The 17,257-nt window shown below is 57.2% G+C and carries 18 protein-coding genes and 1 tRNA gene; 3 read left to right on the top strand and 16 right to left on the bottom strand.

All coding sequences use genetic code 11. From position 1 onward, the window contains the following. Positions 1-138: 138 nt before the first annotated feature. Together mtaB and dapF are read right to left on the bottom strand one after the other, a co-directional pair. Positions 139-1,404, bottom strand: coding sequence for a tRNA (N(6)-L-threonylcarbamoyladenosine(37)-C(2))-methylthiotransferase MtaB (gene mtaB / locus KO498_RS02385; protein ID WP_215958269.1), 1,266 nt, complete (start codon positions 1,402-1,404; stop codon positions 139-141). Further along, positions 1,401-2,222 (bottom strand): diaminopimelate epimerase, encoded by an 822-nt coding sequence (gene dapF, locus KO498_RS02380; protein ID WP_215958330.1) that lies wholly within the window; start codon positions 2,220-2,222, stop codon positions 1,401-1,403. The genes mtaB and dapF overlap by 4 nt, the downstream gene beginning before the upstream one ends. Positions 2,223-2,319: 97 nt before the next feature. Between dapF and KO498_RS02375 the strand changes: the two genes are divergently transcribed. Further along, positions 2,320-2,395: transfer RNA gene (locus KO498_RS02375), tRNA-Lys, on the top strand. A 399-nt stretch (positions 2,396-2,794) separates the two neighbouring features. On the opposite strand, the gene KO498_RS02370 is transcribed toward KO498_RS02375, so the two are convergent. Then, positions 2,795-3,181, bottom strand: a complete 387-nt coding sequence (locus tag KO498_RS02370; RefSeq protein ID WP_039001586.1) for an ankyrin repeat domain-containing protein — start codon at positions 3,179-3,181, stop codon at positions 2,795-2,797. A 281-nt stretch (positions 3,182-3,462) separates the two neighbouring features. Here KO498_RS02370 and KO498_RS02365 point away from each other — a divergent pair, with 281 nt between their 5' ends. Both KO498_RS02365 and KO498_RS02360 read left to right on the top strand, forming a co-directional pair. Further along, positions 3,463-4,074 (top strand): MltR family transcriptional regulator, encoded by a 612-nt coding sequence (locus KO498_RS02365; protein WP_215958268.1) that lies wholly within the window; start codon positions 3,463-3,465, stop codon positions 4,072-4,074. A gap of 944 nt (positions 4,075-5,018) precedes the next feature. Beyond that, positions 5,019-5,507: a hypothetical protein gene (locus tag KO498_RS02360; RefSeq protein WP_215958267.1), complete on the top strand. Its 489-nt coding sequence runs from the start codon at positions 5,019-5,021 to the stop codon at positions 5,505-5,507. A 343-nt stretch (positions 5,508-5,850) separates the two neighbouring features. Here KO498_RS02360 and KO498_RS02355 read toward each other — a convergent pair whose 3' ends face one another. From KO498_RS02355 to KO498_RS02295, 13 genes are all read right to left on the bottom strand, one after another. After that, on the bottom strand, positions 5,851-6,552 hold the full coding sequence (locus KO498_RS02355; RefSeq protein ID WP_215958266.1) for an ABC transporter ATP-binding protein: 702 nt from the start codon (positions 6,550-6,552) through the stop codon (positions 5,851-5,853). Then, complete coding sequence (locus KO498_RS02350; protein ID WP_215958329.1) at positions 6,552-7,283, bottom strand: ABC transporter ATP-binding protein; 732 nt, start codon at positions 7,281-7,283, stop codon at positions 6,552-6,554. The genes KO498_RS02355 and KO498_RS02350 overlap by 1 nt, the downstream gene beginning before the upstream one ends. Beyond that, on the bottom strand, positions 7,280-8,227 hold the full coding sequence (locus tag KO498_RS02345; RefSeq protein WP_215958265.1) for a branched-chain amino acid ABC transporter permease: 948 nt from the start codon (positions 8,225-8,227) through the stop codon (positions 7,280-7,282). Before KO498_RS02345 ends, KO498_RS02350 begins: the two co-directional genes overlap by 4 nt. Beyond that, positions 8,224-9,078, bottom strand: coding sequence for a branched-chain amino acid ABC transporter permease (locus KO498_RS02340; RefSeq protein ID WP_215958264.1), 855 nt, complete (start codon positions 9,076-9,078; stop codon positions 8,224-8,226). The genes KO498_RS02345 and KO498_RS02340 overlap by 4 nt, the downstream gene beginning before the upstream one ends. A gap of 61 nt (positions 9,079-9,139) precedes the next feature. Then, entirely contained in the window at positions 9,140-10,414 is a 1,275-nt protein-coding gene (locus tag KO498_RS02335; RefSeq protein ID WP_215958263.1) for an ABC transporter substrate-binding protein, read from the bottom strand. Between the two features lie 116 nt (positions 10,415-10,530). After that, positions 10,531-10,938 (bottom strand): Rid family hydrolase, encoded by a 408-nt coding sequence (locus tag KO498_RS02330; RefSeq protein WP_215958262.1) that lies wholly within the window; start codon positions 10,936-10,938, stop codon positions 10,531-10,533. Beyond that, entirely contained in the window at positions 10,935-12,119 is a 1,185-nt protein-coding gene (locus KO498_RS02325; RefSeq protein WP_215958261.1) for a malate dehydrogenase, read from the bottom strand. Before KO498_RS02325 ends, KO498_RS02330 begins: the two co-directional genes overlap by 4 nt. Beyond that, positions 12,119-12,742 carry a BMC domain-containing protein gene (locus KO498_RS02320; RefSeq protein WP_215958260.1) on the bottom strand — a complete coding sequence of 208 codons (624 nt, stop codon included), beginning with the start codon at positions 12,740-12,742 and terminating at the stop codon, positions 12,119-12,121. The genes KO498_RS02325 and KO498_RS02320 overlap by 1 nt, the downstream gene beginning before the upstream one ends. Positions 12,743-12,745: 3 nt before the next feature. Next, a complete protein-coding gene (locus KO498_RS02315; RefSeq protein WP_215958259.1) occupies positions 12,746-14,125 on the bottom strand; it encodes an aldehyde dehydrogenase family protein in 1,380 nt (459 codons plus the stop codon). Beyond that, positions 14,125-15,291: a hypothetical protein gene (locus tag KO498_RS02310; protein ID WP_215958258.1), complete on the bottom strand. Its 1,167-nt coding sequence runs from the start codon at positions 15,289-15,291 to the stop codon at positions 14,125-14,127. Before KO498_RS02310 ends, KO498_RS02315 begins: the two co-directional genes overlap by 1 nt. Before the next feature lie 24 nt (positions 15,292-15,315). Then, entirely contained in the window at positions 15,316-15,624 is a 309-nt protein-coding gene (locus KO498_RS02305; protein ID WP_252731214.1) for a BMC domain-containing protein, read from the bottom strand. 20 nt (positions 15,625-15,644) lie between these two features. Beyond that, positions 15,645-15,917 carry a EutN/CcmL family microcompartment protein gene (locus KO498_RS02300; protein ID WP_215958257.1) on the bottom strand — a complete coding sequence of 91 codons (273 nt, stop codon included), beginning with the start codon at positions 15,915-15,917 and terminating at the stop codon, positions 15,645-15,647. Beyond that, on the bottom strand, positions 15,917-17,212 hold the full coding sequence (locus KO498_RS02295; protein ID WP_215958256.1) for a glutamine synthetase family protein: 1,296 nt from the start codon (positions 17,210-17,212) through the stop codon (positions 15,917-15,919). The genes KO498_RS02300 and KO498_RS02295 overlap by 1 nt, the downstream gene beginning before the upstream one ends. Positions 17,213-17,257: the final 45 nt, after the last annotated feature.

Here is a 17,257-nt window from a genome sequence, read left to right as displayed (position 1 = left end):
TTTCAAAAGGGCGGCCTTAAAAGCGACATGGGAACACTCGGAGTAAGCCTGAGCCTAGGGTAGAACCGCGCCTGACACAAGCGCGGCAGGGCACCCGCTTTGCCTTCTCGCTCTGCCTCAACAATATGCCGAAGCGCTTTAGAGCAACGCAGTCGCCTGCAAGCGGTTGCCTTCAATTTGCTCGATACGCGCCTGCACGATCGCCCCTTCAGGTTGCGGCTGATCAAACGATACCTCGGTGAATTGCTCGGTGCGGCCCATGTTCGGGTTTTCCATCAGAACACTATGGCAACGGCCTACTTGCGCCTGCAAGTGCTGCTCGACGCGCTGCTCCCCGGCATGGCGAAGTGCCGCTGCACGGGCCTTGATATCAGCACCATGCACTTGCGGCATCCGAGCAGCCGGTGTGCCGTGGCGTGGCGAGTAGGGAAACACATGCAGCCATGTGAGTTGGCAGTCGCTCACCAGCTTTAGCGAGTTATCAAAATGCGCTTCTGTCTCGGTCGGGAAGCCCGCAATGATGTCGGCGCCGAAGGTCATTTCGGGTCTTAGCTTTAGGGCTTCCTCGGTGAAGGCTATCGCATCATCGCGCAGATGCCGCCGCTTCATGCGCTTCAAAATCAGGTCATCACCGTGCTGCAAACTCAAGTGCAAATGCGGCATCAAGCGCGGTTCGGTTGCGATGGCCTGCATCAGATTTTCGTCGGCTTCGATGCTGTCAATCGAGCTGATACGCAAGCGCGGCAAGTCTGGCACCAGCTTGAGGATGCGCATCACCAAGTCGCCAAAGCGCGGTGCGGCGGGTAAATCAGCGCCCCAACTGGTGAGGTCAACACCCGTCAACACGACTTCGTTAAAACCACGGTCAACCAGCCGCTTGATCTGCTCGACAACAACACCAGCAGGCACCGAGCGCGAGTTGCCGCGACCATAGGGGATGATGCAAAATGTGCAGCGATGATCGCAGCCGTTTTGCACCTGCACATAGGCGCGGCTGCGCGTGCCGAACCCGTCGATCATATGTCCGGCTGTTTCGGTGACAGACATGATATCGTTGACGATCACCTTCTCGGTGTCGCCGATCAGGTCAGGCGCGAGGTTCTGCCATGTGTCCGGCTGCATTTTCTCGTGGTTGCCGACTACGCGGGTGACTTCAACCATTTCAGCAAAAGTCTCAGGCTCGGTTTGCGCGGCACATCCAGTCACGATGATCGGCGCATCGGGGTGTTCACGACGTAGCTTTCGGATCTCTTTTTTGGCTTTGCGCACGGCCTCGGCTGTTACGGCGCAGGTGTTCACGACCTGCACATCTTGCAAGCCGGCATTCTCGGCCAATTCGCGCATCGCCTCGCTCTCATAGGCGTTCAGGCGGCAGCCAAGCGTGGTGAATGTTGGCGCGTTCATAACCGCCACATGCCGTCAAACACATGCGCCGTTGCGCCAGTCATCCAGACGCCATCTTCGCGCCAGTCAACAAGCAGTGTGCCCCCGTCCAGATCAATCTGCACAGTGCGCCCTGTTAGCCCGCGCCGCGCCGCTGCAACTGCCGTAGCACATGACGACGACCCTGAAGCAAGTGTGATACCGACGCCGCGCTCCCACACGCGCATGCGAAGGTGGTCAGGCCCGAGCAGGCTCGCCACTTGCACATTGGTGCGCTCGGGAAACAGCGGGTGGTGTTCGTGCTCGGCGCCAAATTCTGCTAGGTTGATGACCTCCGCATCATCCACAAAAAACGTGCAATGCGGGTTGCCCATACCCGTCGCGACCGGCGCACCTTCAATCGGCAGGCTCAGGGTGTCCATCTCACTGGCGAGCGGCACATCGCTCCAGTCTGTCAGCGGATGCCCCATGTTGACGGCTGTGTTGCCTTCGCCAGCATCGAGTGCGTAGAGATCTCCGCGCGCCGTTATCATATGCAACTTGGTCTTGCCGCTCTCAACCATCACATGCCGCGCGATACAGCGTGTCGCATTGCCACAAGCTCCGGCTTGGCTGCCGTCCGAGTTCCAGAACGTCAGGTGAAAATCGGCCTTGTCCGCATCGGTAATCTCGGCCAACTGATCATAACCAACACCTCGGTGCCTGTCGCCCATCGCCCGAGCCAACTCGGCAGTCATCACAGATTCGCGCCCGCGACTGTCAATAACCACAAAATCATTGCCCAAACCGTGCATTTTCATGAAGCTGATATGATGTATCTGTGTATCCATAATGCGCATATACGCCTGCGCCTTAAAGGAATCCAGCATCAGGGCTAATTTCCTCCATTTTCGGGGTTGACCGCCACGCTCGCTCTTCCTAGATACACCGCTTAGTGGGCCGTTAGCTCAGTTGGTAGAGCAACTGACTTTTAATCAGTAGGTCGATGGTTCGAACCCATCACGGCTCACCATTAAAAACAAAGGCTTGGCCACTTCTGGCTGAGCCTTTTTTCGTTTCTAGGGCACACATCGGGCAGAGATGCACGGCAGCTGTCGGCCGGAGTTGGTACATGATGGATTGCAATGGCAACTGGTATTCAGCTTGTAATTAGGCGCACTTATGAAACGCGTTGATGCTAACGCCCTAAACTAAACTTTCTTAGATACACGGAGAAAGCTAACGCTAGCATATGACGTCGTCGCGAAATAGATATTGGCGTTTTCGGCCCTTACCAGACATTCAACTGGTAGCCACTTCGAAAGGCCCCCCGTCCCGAAAGCGGTCATTGGTGCAGCCTGCAGCATTTTGAGTTGGCCAGATGACTGCATCGCGGACATTAGTTGCCATTCGCAACACTACGACGATAAAGTCACTGACTGCCAAAACACCGTTGCATCTCGCCACCCAGTTCGACGGCAATTTCTTTGGGTGATTTCCCAAACTCAGATTTAGCTGCCGGATTCGCACCAGATTTCAAAAGCGCTTCCACAACTTTAATGTTTCCTTGGCTTACGGCGACATGAAGCGGCGTTTCTGACATGTCTCCAACGGCGTTTAAGTCGGCACCTGCCTCGATAAGTAACAGTGCTCCATACGTATTTTTTCGCCAAAGCATTACATGCAATGGGGTATCACCATCACTGTCTCTGCTATCGATGCTAACGGGAGCTTCACCCATTTCGGCAGGAAACATGGTGTCGGAACATGAAGAAAGGAGTTGATCCAGCGTCTCTCTGGATTTGAACTTTTTAGACATTTTTCTTCCCGCAAGAATCGTCTTCAGTGCTCCAATAGTACATTAGAGTTCCGCATTTCTAACGAGAAACATCAAATCGAAGTGGGTTCAAACCGGACTTGCGGCGGTGCGGCACGCAAATCTTGACCTTGCAGGCTTCGGCGCGACCAACCGGATGACTGGTCCCAGCCCGAAGCGGACCTAGTGTGGGACGACGAGGTAGGCAAAAGCGGACGCACGCGCTACACTGGTGGAAAGGCCGAAATGCGAGATGTTGCAGCCGTAAGATCGAAAGGTGACGTATGAATTCTGAGAGTTCGGTTAAAGTGATCGAGATTGATCTCGCAGAACTCGTGGACCGATGGCCCAAGACGCAATCATATGTGGAACTGTTTTCTGATCTCGAACATGAATCAGAACGAGGTGCAGTTCTTTTGACTGCCGCAGCGTTGGATGACGCGCTCAAAGATCTTCTGCGGATTCGTCTTGTCCAAGCGAAAAGCACAGATGAACTTTTCGATGGAACCGCCCCACTGGCTACGTTCAGTGCGCGGATAAACCTCAGCTTTTCGGTGGGAGTGATTTCCCAACAAGAGCGCAGCTTGCTTCACAAGCTTCGGAAAATTCGTAATGACTGCGCCCACGTCCGAGCAATTCGCTTTCATGAGGCTCCGTTAAGGGATAGGTGTCTCGCGTTAAATTTGCCATACGGGGAAATAGGCGGTAGCGAACATCCTGCGAGACATTATGTGATTATCGCGCAGATGCTGGTGCTAATCTTGTTATGGCGGAGCAGCCAAGAAAACCTCACGCTGTCTGACACCCCTACTCATCCTCCGACGCGGACGAAGGATTCGGTGGTCGAGCAAATGTCCTTCCTCGTAAAAATTCCAGCTTTCCGCTCCCAAGGATAACCCTTAGCGGCTTTCAGCCGTGCATATGCCTTAGAGTATTGCAGCCTGTTTGGCAGTCTGCATAGATCTCGAACCGGTTGTTAGCCGCACTCCACATGAAAGGCCGCCGCCGGAAAACAGCCCACACTTTGCAAAGTCCGCTTCTGTCCACAGCCGACCTTGGCGTGCAGCGCAGCGTGGGCGCTTCAGTCTGCTACGGCTTGAATGGCCGCTTTTGCAATTCTGGCACAGACCCTTCGCAGATGCAGCTAAGGTCCGGTTGCCGCCCCCTGCACCGTTCAGCCAGTTTCTTGCAATCGATTGTAACGTTGAGGGGGCGAAAACTTTCAAGCGCCTCAGTCTTTTCGTTTTTGTTAGGTGGAGAGCATCCAGATAACCCTTGATGGGGGTTGGGTGCCCAGCTGGCCAAGTTGGCGCTGTGAGGTGCAAAATCAGCTATACGCGCCGCAGGTTGCGGCAAGCGTAGTCGCAGCGGTTGGTAGGAACATACACATCCCGAAAGCCAGCGCGAGTTTCGAGGACACCTTGGCGGGCCAATTTGAGAATCGTCGGTCAAGATGCTGCGGCGCGGCCCACCGAAGCAGCCGTTCGCCGCTGGCGCACAAGCAAAGGCGTTTTCGGGCGCTGACATTGCCGATCATTTCGCTCGTTTTTTTACACTTTGTGCGAAAACTGTTAAGTCGCGATGCGAAGACCTTTAAGCATCAGATCGGACGCTATCTGGTCAATTGTAGAAACCAATGGTCGTAATGACCGTGTTGTCCAAACTGCTCAGTCAGATCCTTGAGGGCGAGCCTGTCCCCCCAATCACCCCTGATTGCTAGACTGAAGGCCGATCATACACTACGCTAACACATTGATAACTGATATGGGCCTGCTCGGTGCACAACCTGAAATTCGCCGAGACTCCGGTCCGAACCACATGACTTGAAAAGGAACGCAACGTGAATCGTTTTTTTCTTCGACTGGCCCTGACCGGCCTACTGTCAACCTTGTCCATGCCACTTTATGCGAACACCTGCGAGACGCTGTATGCCAAGGCCAAATCGGTTTGCAGCGACCTTCGCCATACCTGCGACAAGGTTAAGATCTGCGAGAACATCACGGCGGCCTGCCCACTTAAGACTGAGACTTCGAAGGGTTGCGGTGATTACAGCGATTGCGTTTTAAAAAACACGCCGACGATCTACCGTAAAGCATGTGTGGCCTCGTGGGACGCACAGGAAGGATCTTGCGTACGAGGCGGTGGTCCTTTCTCGATAGGTATGCCTGAAGCATGCCCGACCGCGTCAACGGATTTGAAACAAAGATGCGAGCCACATCGCTTCATACTGCAAAACCAGCAGGATGCATGCACTGTTGCCCGCAGAAATCTCGCCGCACGTGCCTGCGACACCCCCCAAGTGCGTCAATACAAATGCAGGCTCGACTGATATCGTGCGGACGTTGAGGGGGCTTTTGCGGGAGAGAGCGTGGACCTATGCTAGGGTGTCTGACGTCAGCGCTTATGGGTCCAAATAGGGCAATTTTCTAAGAGAGTGCTCTAGGCTCATCGTAACCACCTAGGAGTGGACGATGAGAAAGACTACAAAGAGTCCTGGCGAGAAGATCGTCAAAGATATCAAGCGCGCAATCTGAAGGAAGTGGTTGCGGAGCAGACGCTTGAGCTTGTGGCATGATCGAGGCTAAGGGTGACGCAATTAGCGAGAGCGGTGGCCTACACTCTCAATTGCCCGCAAGTTCTGGTAGATACTTCGCTCAGAAACCGCTCGAAAGTCAGTGCCCGAAATATGCCTCAAGCAGCCGCGGATCATCGCGCAACTCGTCCACTGTGCCGGTTGCCCGCACGGCACCTGCTTCCAGAACGTACAGCCGCTCTGCCAGCGTCATGGCGAAGTTTGCGTTCTGCTCTGTGATGAGGATCGTCAGGCCCATGTCATCGCGCAGTCGGCGCAAGGCTGCTGCGATCTCGGTGCAGACTTTCGGGGCCAGACCTATCGTGGGCTCGTCCACGATGAGCAGACGTGGTGAGGTCATCAGCGCGCGGCCCAGCGACACCATCTGCCGCTCGCCGCCTGACTGGGTGCTGGTTTCCTGCGCCTGGCGTTCCTCAAGGCGCGGGAACAGACGGAACACGGCAGCAAGGTTTTTCTCAATATCGTTCCGCGCCGTAAACGCGCCAACCATCAGGTTGTCATAGACCGACATGTAGGGGAACAGATTGAACCGCTCAGGGCCATAGCCAATGCCCCGTTCAACAGCGGCAGCAGGGCCGCCATTCAGGGGGGTTCCGTCAAACGAAATGGTGCCCGTCGTTTTGGTCAGCCCCATGATGCTATCGAGCAGCGTTGATTTGCCCGCGCCATTGGCGCCGATAACAGCGATGATCTCGCCTTTTTCGCAGGACAGGGACACATCATGCAGGGCCTGCGCCTTGCCGTAAAATGCGTTGAGGTTTTCGATTGATAAAAACGCCATCATGCCGCTCCCAGATAAGAAGCGCGGACTGCGTCATCAGCCATAACTTGGGCAAAGGGGCCCTCGGCGATATGCGTGCCCTGCTCAATTGCGATGGCGCGGTCCACAAGTGGTTCGAGCGCCTTAAGGTCGTGGCTGACGATCAGAAAGGTCATGCCGTCCTTGCGCATCTGCTGGATCAGCGCAGCGATTTGTGCGATCTCGCCCACGGTCAGACCCGCAAAGACCTCGTCCAGTAACATCACGCGCGGGCCGGTGGCCATGGTGCGCGCCATTTCCAGCTTGCGCAGATCACCCATCGACAGCTCCGAGGGGGTGCGCTTGAGGTCATCTTCCGAAAACCCGACGCTCAGCGCCAGTTCCAACTCGCGGTCAGCGTTACCGCTGCGCGTGATCATGTGCCAGATGTTATCAGGCATAAGCCCCACACGAATGTTTTCTGCGACAGTCATTTCGCCAAAGGGGCGCGGCACCTGATAGGTCCGGCTTACACCTTCGCGGATGCGCGCAGGTGTCGAGAGCTTCGAGATTTCATTGCCAAACAGGGTGATCGTGCCAGCGGTCTGGCGCAGCTCTCCCATGATCTGACTGAAGATTGTGGTTTTGCCTGCCCCGTTCGGCCCGATCAACGCAAGGGATTCCCCCTGCGCCACACTGAACGACACATCATTTGTAGCCACCAGACCGCCAAAGGTCTTGCGCAGGTTCGATATAACTAGTGGACTGCTCATGTCGAAGACCTCCTGATGATCCGGTCTTTCATCGTCTCAAGCAAGGCGATGATCCCCTTGGGTTGGTACATGTACAAAAGCAGCGCGACCCCGCCATAGATAAAGTACCGCTCTGCACCGGGCAAATAGGGGCGCAGGTATTCCAGCAGGAAGGTCAGGAAGAACGCACCGATGATCGGCCCCGCCGTCGTGGCTGCCCCACCGATCAAGGCCGCAACAATAATGGTAAACAAAAAGTTGATATCAAACAGTGCACGCGGTGCGATGGCACCAACATAATGGGCGTAGAACGCCCCACCCAGACCCGCGATAAGTGCGCTGAACAGGAAGGCGAACAATTTCAGCTTCGTAGTATCAAGGCCTGATCCGCGCACGGATTCTTCGTTCATGCCAATCGCACTCAGCGCGGTTCCCACCCGTGTGCGCATCACCAGCCAAACTGTGACGGCCACCACCAGCAACAGCGTCAGGGACAAATAGTATCCGTTCACCGCGCCCCGTGTGATCCCTTGGATGCCGGAAATGCCGCGCGTGCCACCCGTCAGGTCGGGCCGGATGACTTGTACCAACTGGTACATCAGCTCCATGAACGCGAGCGTGACCAGTGCAAAATAGCTGCCTTTGATGCGCAAGGCGGGCAGAAAGACGATAAAGCCCGCGATCATCGTCACGATAACGGCAATGGGGATGGACGCCTCGATGGCGACGTCAAACCGCTTGGTCAGGATGGCGGTGGTATAGGCGCCAATGCCGATGAGGAACGGATGGCCAAAGCTGATGTAGCCGGTGCGACCTGAAAGAACGTCCCAAGAGATGGCAAAGATCGCGAGGAAGTTGGCAAAGATGACGGTGCGCAGTGTGCCGCGCGAGACGAACTCTGGCAAGGCAAACATAACGGCCATGAACGCGGCCCAAAGGGCAAAGTGATACCACCGAATGTTCATTGAATTTCCTCCCGCCCAAACAGGCCCTGCGGGCGGATGATCAGCACTGCGATGATCAACAGCATTGTAAAGACGCCGCGCAGCTCGGGTGCGATTTCAGCCACGGCGATGACCTCCATAAAACCGATGATATGTGCCACGATCAATGTGCCGATGATGGACCCGATGCCACCTACGATGACGACAGCAACGGCAATGATCAGCGGAGCAACCCACATCGACGGCGACAGCTGTGTATAGCTGGCAAAGAACACACCCGCGACAGCGCCCAGCGTACCGCTGATCCCCCATGTCAACATATTAATGTGATCCGGGTTCACACCCGAAATGGCGGCCCCCTTTTTATCCATCGATACCGCCTGCATGGCGCGGCCCAGATGGGTTTTCTTGATGAATAGATAGAGGCTGATCAGGATGGCCCAACTGACCAGCGTGGCCGTCAGGATGTTAAAGGTCACCGAAGCGCCCGCGATCTGCGTCACACCCGGAACGATGGGCAGCAGAACTTTGGGGCTGTCGCCAAACAGCAGCACGATGCCCGCTTGTATAACAACCGCCAGAATAAGCGTCGAAATCTCGATTGCGACATGGTCGCCCTTGAGCGGGATCACCAAAAGACGGTATTTCAAAAGCCCCGCCAGACAGCCCAACACACCAGCCAGAATAACCCCCAGGAGAATAGGCAGCCCAAGCTGTTGGGAAAAGAAGAAAAACGCGTAGCCGCCGATCATCAGATAGGCACCATAGGCAAGGTTCAGCACACGCCCAACGCTGAAGATAAGGGTGAAGCCGACCGCGATAAGGGCGTAGAGCCCGCTCAGCAGAAGGCCTTGGATAATGATCTGGAGCATGGGGAATTTGCCTTGATTGGGGTGTCGCAGCGCAGGATGTGCGCTGCGACGAAGGAGTGGGTTACTTGACCCAGCTAGGGATAGTGAACTCGGTCGTTGCGTATTCGAACGGATAGACCACACCGACGGACCCGTCTTCTTTCCACTGGACCACAACCATCGACGGCTGCGCATCCTCGTAAGGTGACGTCAGGTCAAACCGGGCATTGTGCGGATATGTTCGCCCTGTAACTTCCTCGACTTCATCATCGCCCCAAAAGCCGTAGCGCAGCCAAAGCTTGCCGTCTTTTTCAAGCACAAGGTCCTGCTTTTTCATTTCGGCAGACCAGGCCTTTACATCGCCAAAGCCACCAGCAGTTTCGGCCGCAGCCATCGCTTGCTTGAGGCCGTGATAGGCGTTGAACCCGTTAAAGTGCGGCATAACCGGACGGCTGGTGTATTTCGCCTGATAGGTGTCGACGAAGGATTGGCTGACGGGGTCAAGCTCGAACCCAACCGACGGCACAGGCGACAGGGTCGAGATACCGCCACCGGCACCGCCCGTGTCTTCCCAATACTCAAGCCCCAACGCGCCAACGTTCACGCCGGTCATGGGCATCGGCACTTGCAGCTTCACATATTGCGACGAGACAACCTGAGAATTTACCGTACTAACCTGATAGATAAAGTCGGCGCCCGTTTCCTGCGCGCGACTGAACAGCGGCGCAAAATCGACCGTGTTTACGTCATATTTTATGATCTCGGTCGTCTTGATCCCCGCAACAGGGCCAAGTGCGTCGGTGATCAGACCGGTGATCGCCTCACCGAAGGCGGTGTCCTCGGCCAGAATGACTGTGCTTTCCCAGCCCATCTGCCCCTTCAGCACATCCGCGCCAAAGTTGATATAGAGCGTCGCCAAAGCCTCGTCCGAGGCGATGTTCATAAAGTAGGGCGCCATCGTTTCAGGGTCTTCGACAACCATGTCGATGATGCCGATATAGCTGGTCCAAGTGTCTAGCGTCGGGATCTGGAATTCCTGCATACGCGGCATCCACGCCAGCGACACATCGTCGATCGAGCCTGAGATGATGAAATCAACTTCCTCGGTCTCCGCCAGATATTCATAGGCTTTGACGCCTTCGGTCGGATCCTCTGACGTATCGGCGGTAACCATTACGATCTGTTCGCCGTTCATGCCGCCCGCCGCGTTCAGCTCTTCGATCGCGATTTCCGCGCCGCGCAATGTGCTCAGCCCTGTGTCCGAGGACAGCGAGCCGATAAAGCCCACCTTCACCTCTGCCGCCGCCATCGTGGCGCATATAATCGCCAAGGCGGATGTTGCCGTTACTTTTATCATTTAGCGTCTCCCTGTGGTTGATCGTCGCATCTTTTGTCGACTGTATACAGTACACCGTACACTGAATGACCCGCGTTTCAACGTTTTTGTTGAGGCAAAGCCGATTTTTGAAGCGGCTAGAACGAAATTTGACCTGTTGGGTCATGCACAATCGCATCCACATCAATCTCTACCATCAAACCGTCTTGGGTCAGCTTGGCCTCTACCGCTGTCATAGCTGGCATGATTCCCGCAAAGAACGCACCATGCGCTTTGACGAGGCCCGCCGCCTGCGACAGGTCTGGCAGGTAGCACCGGCTGCGCATGACATGGCGGCGCTCGGCACCGACTTCCTTTAGGAACTCTTCAATACGGCCAAGAATATAGGTTGACTGCGCATAGACGTCATAGGGCGCGTGGATTTTGCCCGTAGGCTCGATGGCGGTGGTGCCTGCGATATAGACGAACGGGCCTACGCGTTTTGCGCGGGCATAGCTGGCAGCTTCTTCAAACCGCCCACCCGATTGGTAGACACGCACGCTCATAGCCCAAGCCGGGTGCGGATCGCCTCAGCGGCAGTATTCAGGGCCGCCTGCTCCGTCTGGGTCAGGCGGATTTCGTCAATCGCAACCAGACCTTTTGCGCCAAGATGCGCTGGAACGCCCAGAACGACACCGTCGATCCCGAACTCCCCCTCGAGCATGACGGACACAGGCACAGACCCCAATGCCGCCCCGCGAATGTGGTCAATCAATTCGATGGATGAATGTGCAGGAGCAACCGTCGCTGACCCTGTTTTTTTCAATGCAACAACCTGTCCGCCGCCTGTAATCGCGTCTTTGACGCAGGCCGCAATCTGTTCTTCGCTCAGGAACGCCGAAAGTGCGCGGCCCTTGATGCGGGCGTGGCTGGGGATGGGCGCCATCTCGTCGCCGTGGCTGCCCAAAGTGAACGCGGTCACATCCGCGGGGGTCACCCCCGCCGCCATCGCCAAAGCGTTGCGAAAGCGTGAACTGTCCAAGGTACCCGCCATGCCCAAAACCCGTTCGCGCGGAAAGCCTGTGGCGCGCAGCATCTCGACCGTCATTTCATCCAGCGGGTTGGTGACGACGATCACAATAGCGTCGGGCGCTTGGGTCTTGATCACTTCGGCAGTGCTGCGCATCACGCGCGCATTAACGTCGATCAGATCAGCGCGCGTCATACCCGGACCGCGCGCGCGCCCTGCGGTGACGACAATCACTTCCGCACCTGCGACCATCGCCAAATCCGTGCTGCCAACACAGCGCGCCCGCGAGCCGGTGATGCCGCTGGCATGGTTCAGATCAAGCGCCATAGCTTCGGCCACACCCGGTGCGATATCAATCAGCGTGATGTCATCAGCCATATCGCGGTTCGCGGCCAGATGCGCGATATTGGCGCCCACGCCCCCTGCCCCCACAAGCGCCAGTTTGCGCAACCGGCGAGGTCGCGTAGATTTTGACGCCTGCGGCGTGACCCAGCGGGGAGAACGCCGGTATAAGCCACGCCGCAAAGCAGTCGCGCCATCCGTGACAGGGGCGCTTGGTTTTTCAATCGGCCCGTCCACAAGCTGGATGCCAATGCGGGCTGCCGTCTCACGCGCCATGGCGGTGACGATATCACCGGGCAGAACCTCGAACTGGTTGCGGCCCCTTTGGCGCGCATCCTCCAGCGCTTCGGCCCCTATGACGCGCTTGGTGCTCATCAGGCGCTCACACCGTCGATGGATTCAATTGCCTGAACGGCGGCTTCCATACCCTGCGCGACAGAGTTCTCGGAGCCAGATATAAAGAGACGACCAAAGCGGCCTACCGCGCGCACCTCGATAATGTCGATCTCGGCGGCTTTCTCGGCCTCGTTGGCGGCAATCGAGATATAAGCGGCGGGCGCGCATTCAATGATGCCCAGTGTTTGGCCCGGCACCAACAATGATCCCTTTCGCCATTTGTTCAAAAGCTGCGCCTGATAGGGCTCCACGCTTGTGATGGTTTGCGTTGTGGTCACGACCGGTTTTTGACGGTCTGCCATTGTTTGTCCCAGCTCTGACAAGATTGCGTCTCGCGCGGCGGACACCTCTGCGTTGGACGGCGAGCGCAGGATGAAAAAGCCGAACTCGCGCTCCACCAACTGCGTCGTTGCCTCAACCGAAGACGCTTTCAAAGCGCGGTCAATCAGGGTGAACACGCCGTTGCCGGGAGCGAACTCCCCGATCAACACTGTGTCGCCCGACAAGGGGACAGAGCCTTGCACAGTTGCGCCGTTGTAGGCTGCGAATTTGGGTTGCAGGTTGTCGATCTGCATCAACGCGCGAATGGTAATACCGCTCATGGGTTATTCTCCGTATTGTTCGTAGATGTCGCGCCAGGGTCGGCTTTGATAGGCCACGCGCTTGATATTGATCAGGTGCAAGGCCGTGACGTTGTCTGATGTGATCGAACCCGACCACGTACCGGTGCCCAGCATGAAAGACGGCTCAAGATCAGTCGAGTAACCCATGCCGCCAAGAATGCCGGGCGTATTCACCAATACGCGGCCCGTGGGCACAGTGGCAAAACGCGCCACGATAGACGGGTCGTTGGAATGCACCACAGACGAGTGCCCCCAGCCCTCAAATTTGGCGATGGATTGCGCCAGCTCAATGCCGTGATCACTGTCTTTGGCCACATAGAACGCCAGAACAGGGTTCAGCTTTTCGGCAGACAGCGGCGCTTGCCACCCGACTTCGGTTTCCTCAGACACCAGAATGCGCGTCTTCGGCGGGATCGAGAAGCCCGCCGCGTCCGCGAGGTCTTGGGGAGAGCGCCCGACAAATTCGGGGTTCATCGCCTGCTTGCGCACAAATATAACCTTGGCGAGAGCCGCGGCCTCAGCGGGTGTCAAGAAATATGCGCCATTCAGTTTGAGCTGCACGCGCAATTCGGAAGCGATCTGCGGATCTGCCACAACGGCTTGCTCGGACACACAGGCGGTGCCGTAATCAAAGCTCTTGGACATCACGACCATTTCGGCCACTTCGTCCAGTTCCTTCGCCATGGATTTATGCACGTAGCAGGGCACGTTACCCGCCCCGACAGCCAGCGTGGGCTTGCCCGAGGAATAGGCCGCCTTGACCATTGCCGGCCCGCCTGTGGCCATCACAATCGAGGTGCGTTTGTGCTTCATCAACTCGGCGGTGCCCGCAATCGTAACCTCGTCAAGACACTGGATCAGCCCCTTAGGCGCGCCCATTTGCTCGGCTACTTGCGCCATGATGCGGACCGTTTCCTGACCCGAGCGCAAGCCGCGCGGGTGCGGCGCACAGATGATCGCATTGCCCGCTTTGACCGCCGACAACACCTTGTAAATAATCGTCGAGGTGGGGTTAGTCACGGGGATCAGCGCCGCCACGACGCCCATTGGCTCACCAAAGGCCGCGATCTTGGTGCGATCGTCTTTCCAGAGCATGCCCAGCGTGGTGATGTCGCGCAGATAATCCGCGACTGACAAGGCGTTAAAGAGGTTCTTCACCCGCTTGTCAGGCACATTGCCGTAGCCTGTTTCCTCGACGGCCAGTTCGCCAAGGCGTGTCGCCTCAGGTTCAATCGCCAATGCCATCGCATCGACAATCGCGTCCACATGAGCAGGATCGGTGCCAAGGAATGCTTTGTAGGCGTCAAACGCCTTTTCAGCAGTTCGGCGAGCGGCGGCGATAGATTTCAGATCAGCATCCATTAGCGACCTCCCTTTGCGATGGTGTCCATCGCTTTGCGCGCTGTGTCGATATCGGTGGCGGTAATGCCGATCGTCTCAAGACGCCGCCCCGCCGAGGCCACATCCGCTGGCAGTACAGCCGCCGCCAACGTCACGATGGCCTGCGTCACAGGCACAGGCGTTGACGTGAGTGCCGCGGCCGAGATAAGCGGGATGAGCGACCCGATGACGCCGTCGCGCAGCGTTTGTTCAATTTGCGTAGGCAGAGGCCGCGCGGCAGCCCCCTTGAACGCACCCGCATATTGTGTGATCCACGTGTCTGTATCAGGCAGATTGCGCACACCAAAGGCTTTGGCCACGGCGCGCCGCTCTCCAGCAAGCTGATCAATCACGCTCCGCTGCTGCACGCCAAGGCTGGCGGCGAAGGTATCGTTCTCGGGCAGTGCTACAGCACCCATCGGCAGCTTCGATCCCTCGCCCGCCATCAAAAGTGCTGGCAGTTCGACCAAGGCAGACCCATCGGCAAAGCCAGAGGCCAACACGGAATCTGTTGCGCTCAGGCGAGGCATCAACTGGCCCAAAGCGGCGATAACCTCATTGCGACCCGCAGGAAGCGTCGCCGCAGGAATCTGGGAGCGTTCGGTCAGCGTCAGCACAGTGCCTTTGGCGTCGACCCAGAAAGGCAGCCCCTGCGCCTCGACAATCGTAACATCTGCGGTGCAGCCGCCCGTACGCAACAGCCAGGCTGTTTCCAGCGCGCCGAGTGAGCGGCCTTCGGGCAAGACGATAATTTGGCCATCCGCGAGGTGATCGGCCAGAACCATCGCATAGGTTCGATATTTGTGAACGGGCCCCGTGAGGAAGATCACATCGGCCCGGCCAACCGCACGGTCAAGCTCGGCGGTGGTTTGGATGGACGGGCCGCGTTCGCGATCCACCTGATAGGTTCCAACCGGACCCGCCCCACGCAATGAGATGCCGCTCGATGCGCGAATGGCCTCCAATTCCGTCCCGTAGGCCGAGAACAAAGTGACCTCCGCCCCTTCGGACAGCGCAAGTGCCGCCAAAAGACATGCATCAGCCCCACCGCCCAGCACCGCGACTTTGCTCAAGTCGGGGCCGGACGCGGCTCTCTCGTTGACGGACACTGTCGCGACCGCCTCGGTGAATTCTTCAAACCCGCTCATGGGTTATCCTTTCGGTGCTATGGATCAGTCAGCGCTGCCTGCACCAAGGGCGTCAAGAATGGCTTCAAGCTCGTCATGGGGGCGAGCGATCACGTGGACCGAGACAACCTCGCCTACTTTATGCGCCGCTGTGGCACCCGCATCGGTGGCTGCTTTCACCGCGCCGACTTCACCGCGCACGAGAGTGGTGATCAGACCCCCGCCTGCTTTGGTTTGGCCAACAATCTGGACGTTGGCCGCTTTTGCCATCGCATCCGCACCCTCAATCGAGGCCACAAGCCCGCGTGTTTCAATCATACCAAGGGCCGCTTGGCCTGCTGCTGGTTTCGCCATTGTCTTCTCCTTCAGGATTTTCAGGTTTTGGCCGTCTGGACTGTGTCCACAACGGCGATAATTGTTGCATCAATCGGTGATGTTGCCGTGCCTTGCGGGATGCGAGCAGCACTGCCTTGCGTGATTATCACGCGGTCGCCCACCCCCGCGCCGACAGTATCCACCGCCACGACAGACGGCTCGGACACTTTGCCCGCTGCGGTGATCACATCGACGACCAACAAAGGTTTGGCCGCAATTTGCGGGTCCTTCACGGTTGCGGTCACTGTGCCAATGACTTTACCCAACCGCATCAGAACGCATCCAGATAACGTTGTATTTCCACTTCGGTCACCTGGTTCGCAAAGAACTCAAGCTCACGCTCGGATTGCTGGCAAACGATCTCGTGCAGATGGTCGCCCAGCAGGTCCTTGAGCCACGCAGACTCGCGCGCCAAGGCGACAGCAGTGCCCAGATCAGTGGGGATCGGCGGAATGTCGGCCTCTTCATAGGCGTTGCCCATGGTGGGTTCAGAGGGCTGCATTTTGCCCTCGATCCCGTCAAGGCCCGCCGCAATATCAGCGGCCAGCAACAGATAGGGATTACAATCGGCGCCTGCATCGCGTTTCTCAACACGTACGGCACTGTCCGACCCTTCGATCACACGCAAGGCAACCGTGCGGTTGTCATACCCCCACGACGCATTCGTCGGGCAGAACGTATAGGGCTGACGACGGCGATAGCCGTTCACAGTCATGCTACCACAAATCGCGGTCTCCGCGATGCGGCCCTGAAGACCAGCCACAAAATGCTTGCCTGTCTCGTTCAGCTTACCGTCGGTGGCAAAGATGTTCTTACCATCCTTCCAAAGCGAATAGTGACAATGAAAACCGCTACCCGATTCCGCAATGAACGGCTTGGCCATAAAGGTGGCTTTGTAGCCCTGCGTCTGGGCCAGTTGCTTGACCATCGTGCGGAACATCACAAGGCGATCTGCCGAGAGCAGCGCTTCGTCGTAGCGCACGTTTACCTCAACCTGCCCTGCGGCATATTCGGGGTTGGATTGCTCAATCGGGATGCCCGCTTCGTTGATCATAGTGCGGATGGGCCCGATCACATGCTCCATCGCGGCAGCGCGGTCGAGGCCGTAGACATTGATTCCTTTGTCGCGCGGCAGGTTCGTTTCGGGGTCAAGAAGATAGAATTCCAGCTCGGTGCCAACCTGAACGGTGATGCCCATGTCAGCGGCACGCTTTACCTGACGCTCAAGCGCCAGACGCGGGTCAAGCGGTACAGGTTTATGATCACCCCCAACGGCGCGGGCGAAACACATAGCCACCCCCGGCTCCCACGGCAGGGCCACGGGCTTGGTGTAGGGCATCATGTGCATATCGGGGTAGCCGTTGTCGAAATTGACATAAGGCGTGTCCCAGACATCGCAAGTCATATCGAGCGCTAGCAGAGCAATCGAAAGCGCGTTACCCTCTTTGCAAATCGTATCCCAATGGCTTGCTGGAATGCGCTTTCCACGCATGATTCCGTTCAGATCGCCAAGGCCAAGAACGACCGTGTGCGTGCCCTCTGGAAGTGAGAAATCCTGTTTCGACACTGTACCCTCCCCGGTATCGTCTGCCTTGTCAGCTTAATGTATTCT

It is taken from the genome of Lentibacter algarum (assembly GCF_018860975.1).
In the GTDB taxonomy this organism is placed as follows: domain Bacteria; phylum Pseudomonadota; class Alphaproteobacteria; order Rhodobacterales; family Rhodobacteraceae; genus Lentibacter; species Lentibacter algarum_A.
This window is presented reverse-complemented; position numbering and strand designations above follow the sequence as displayed.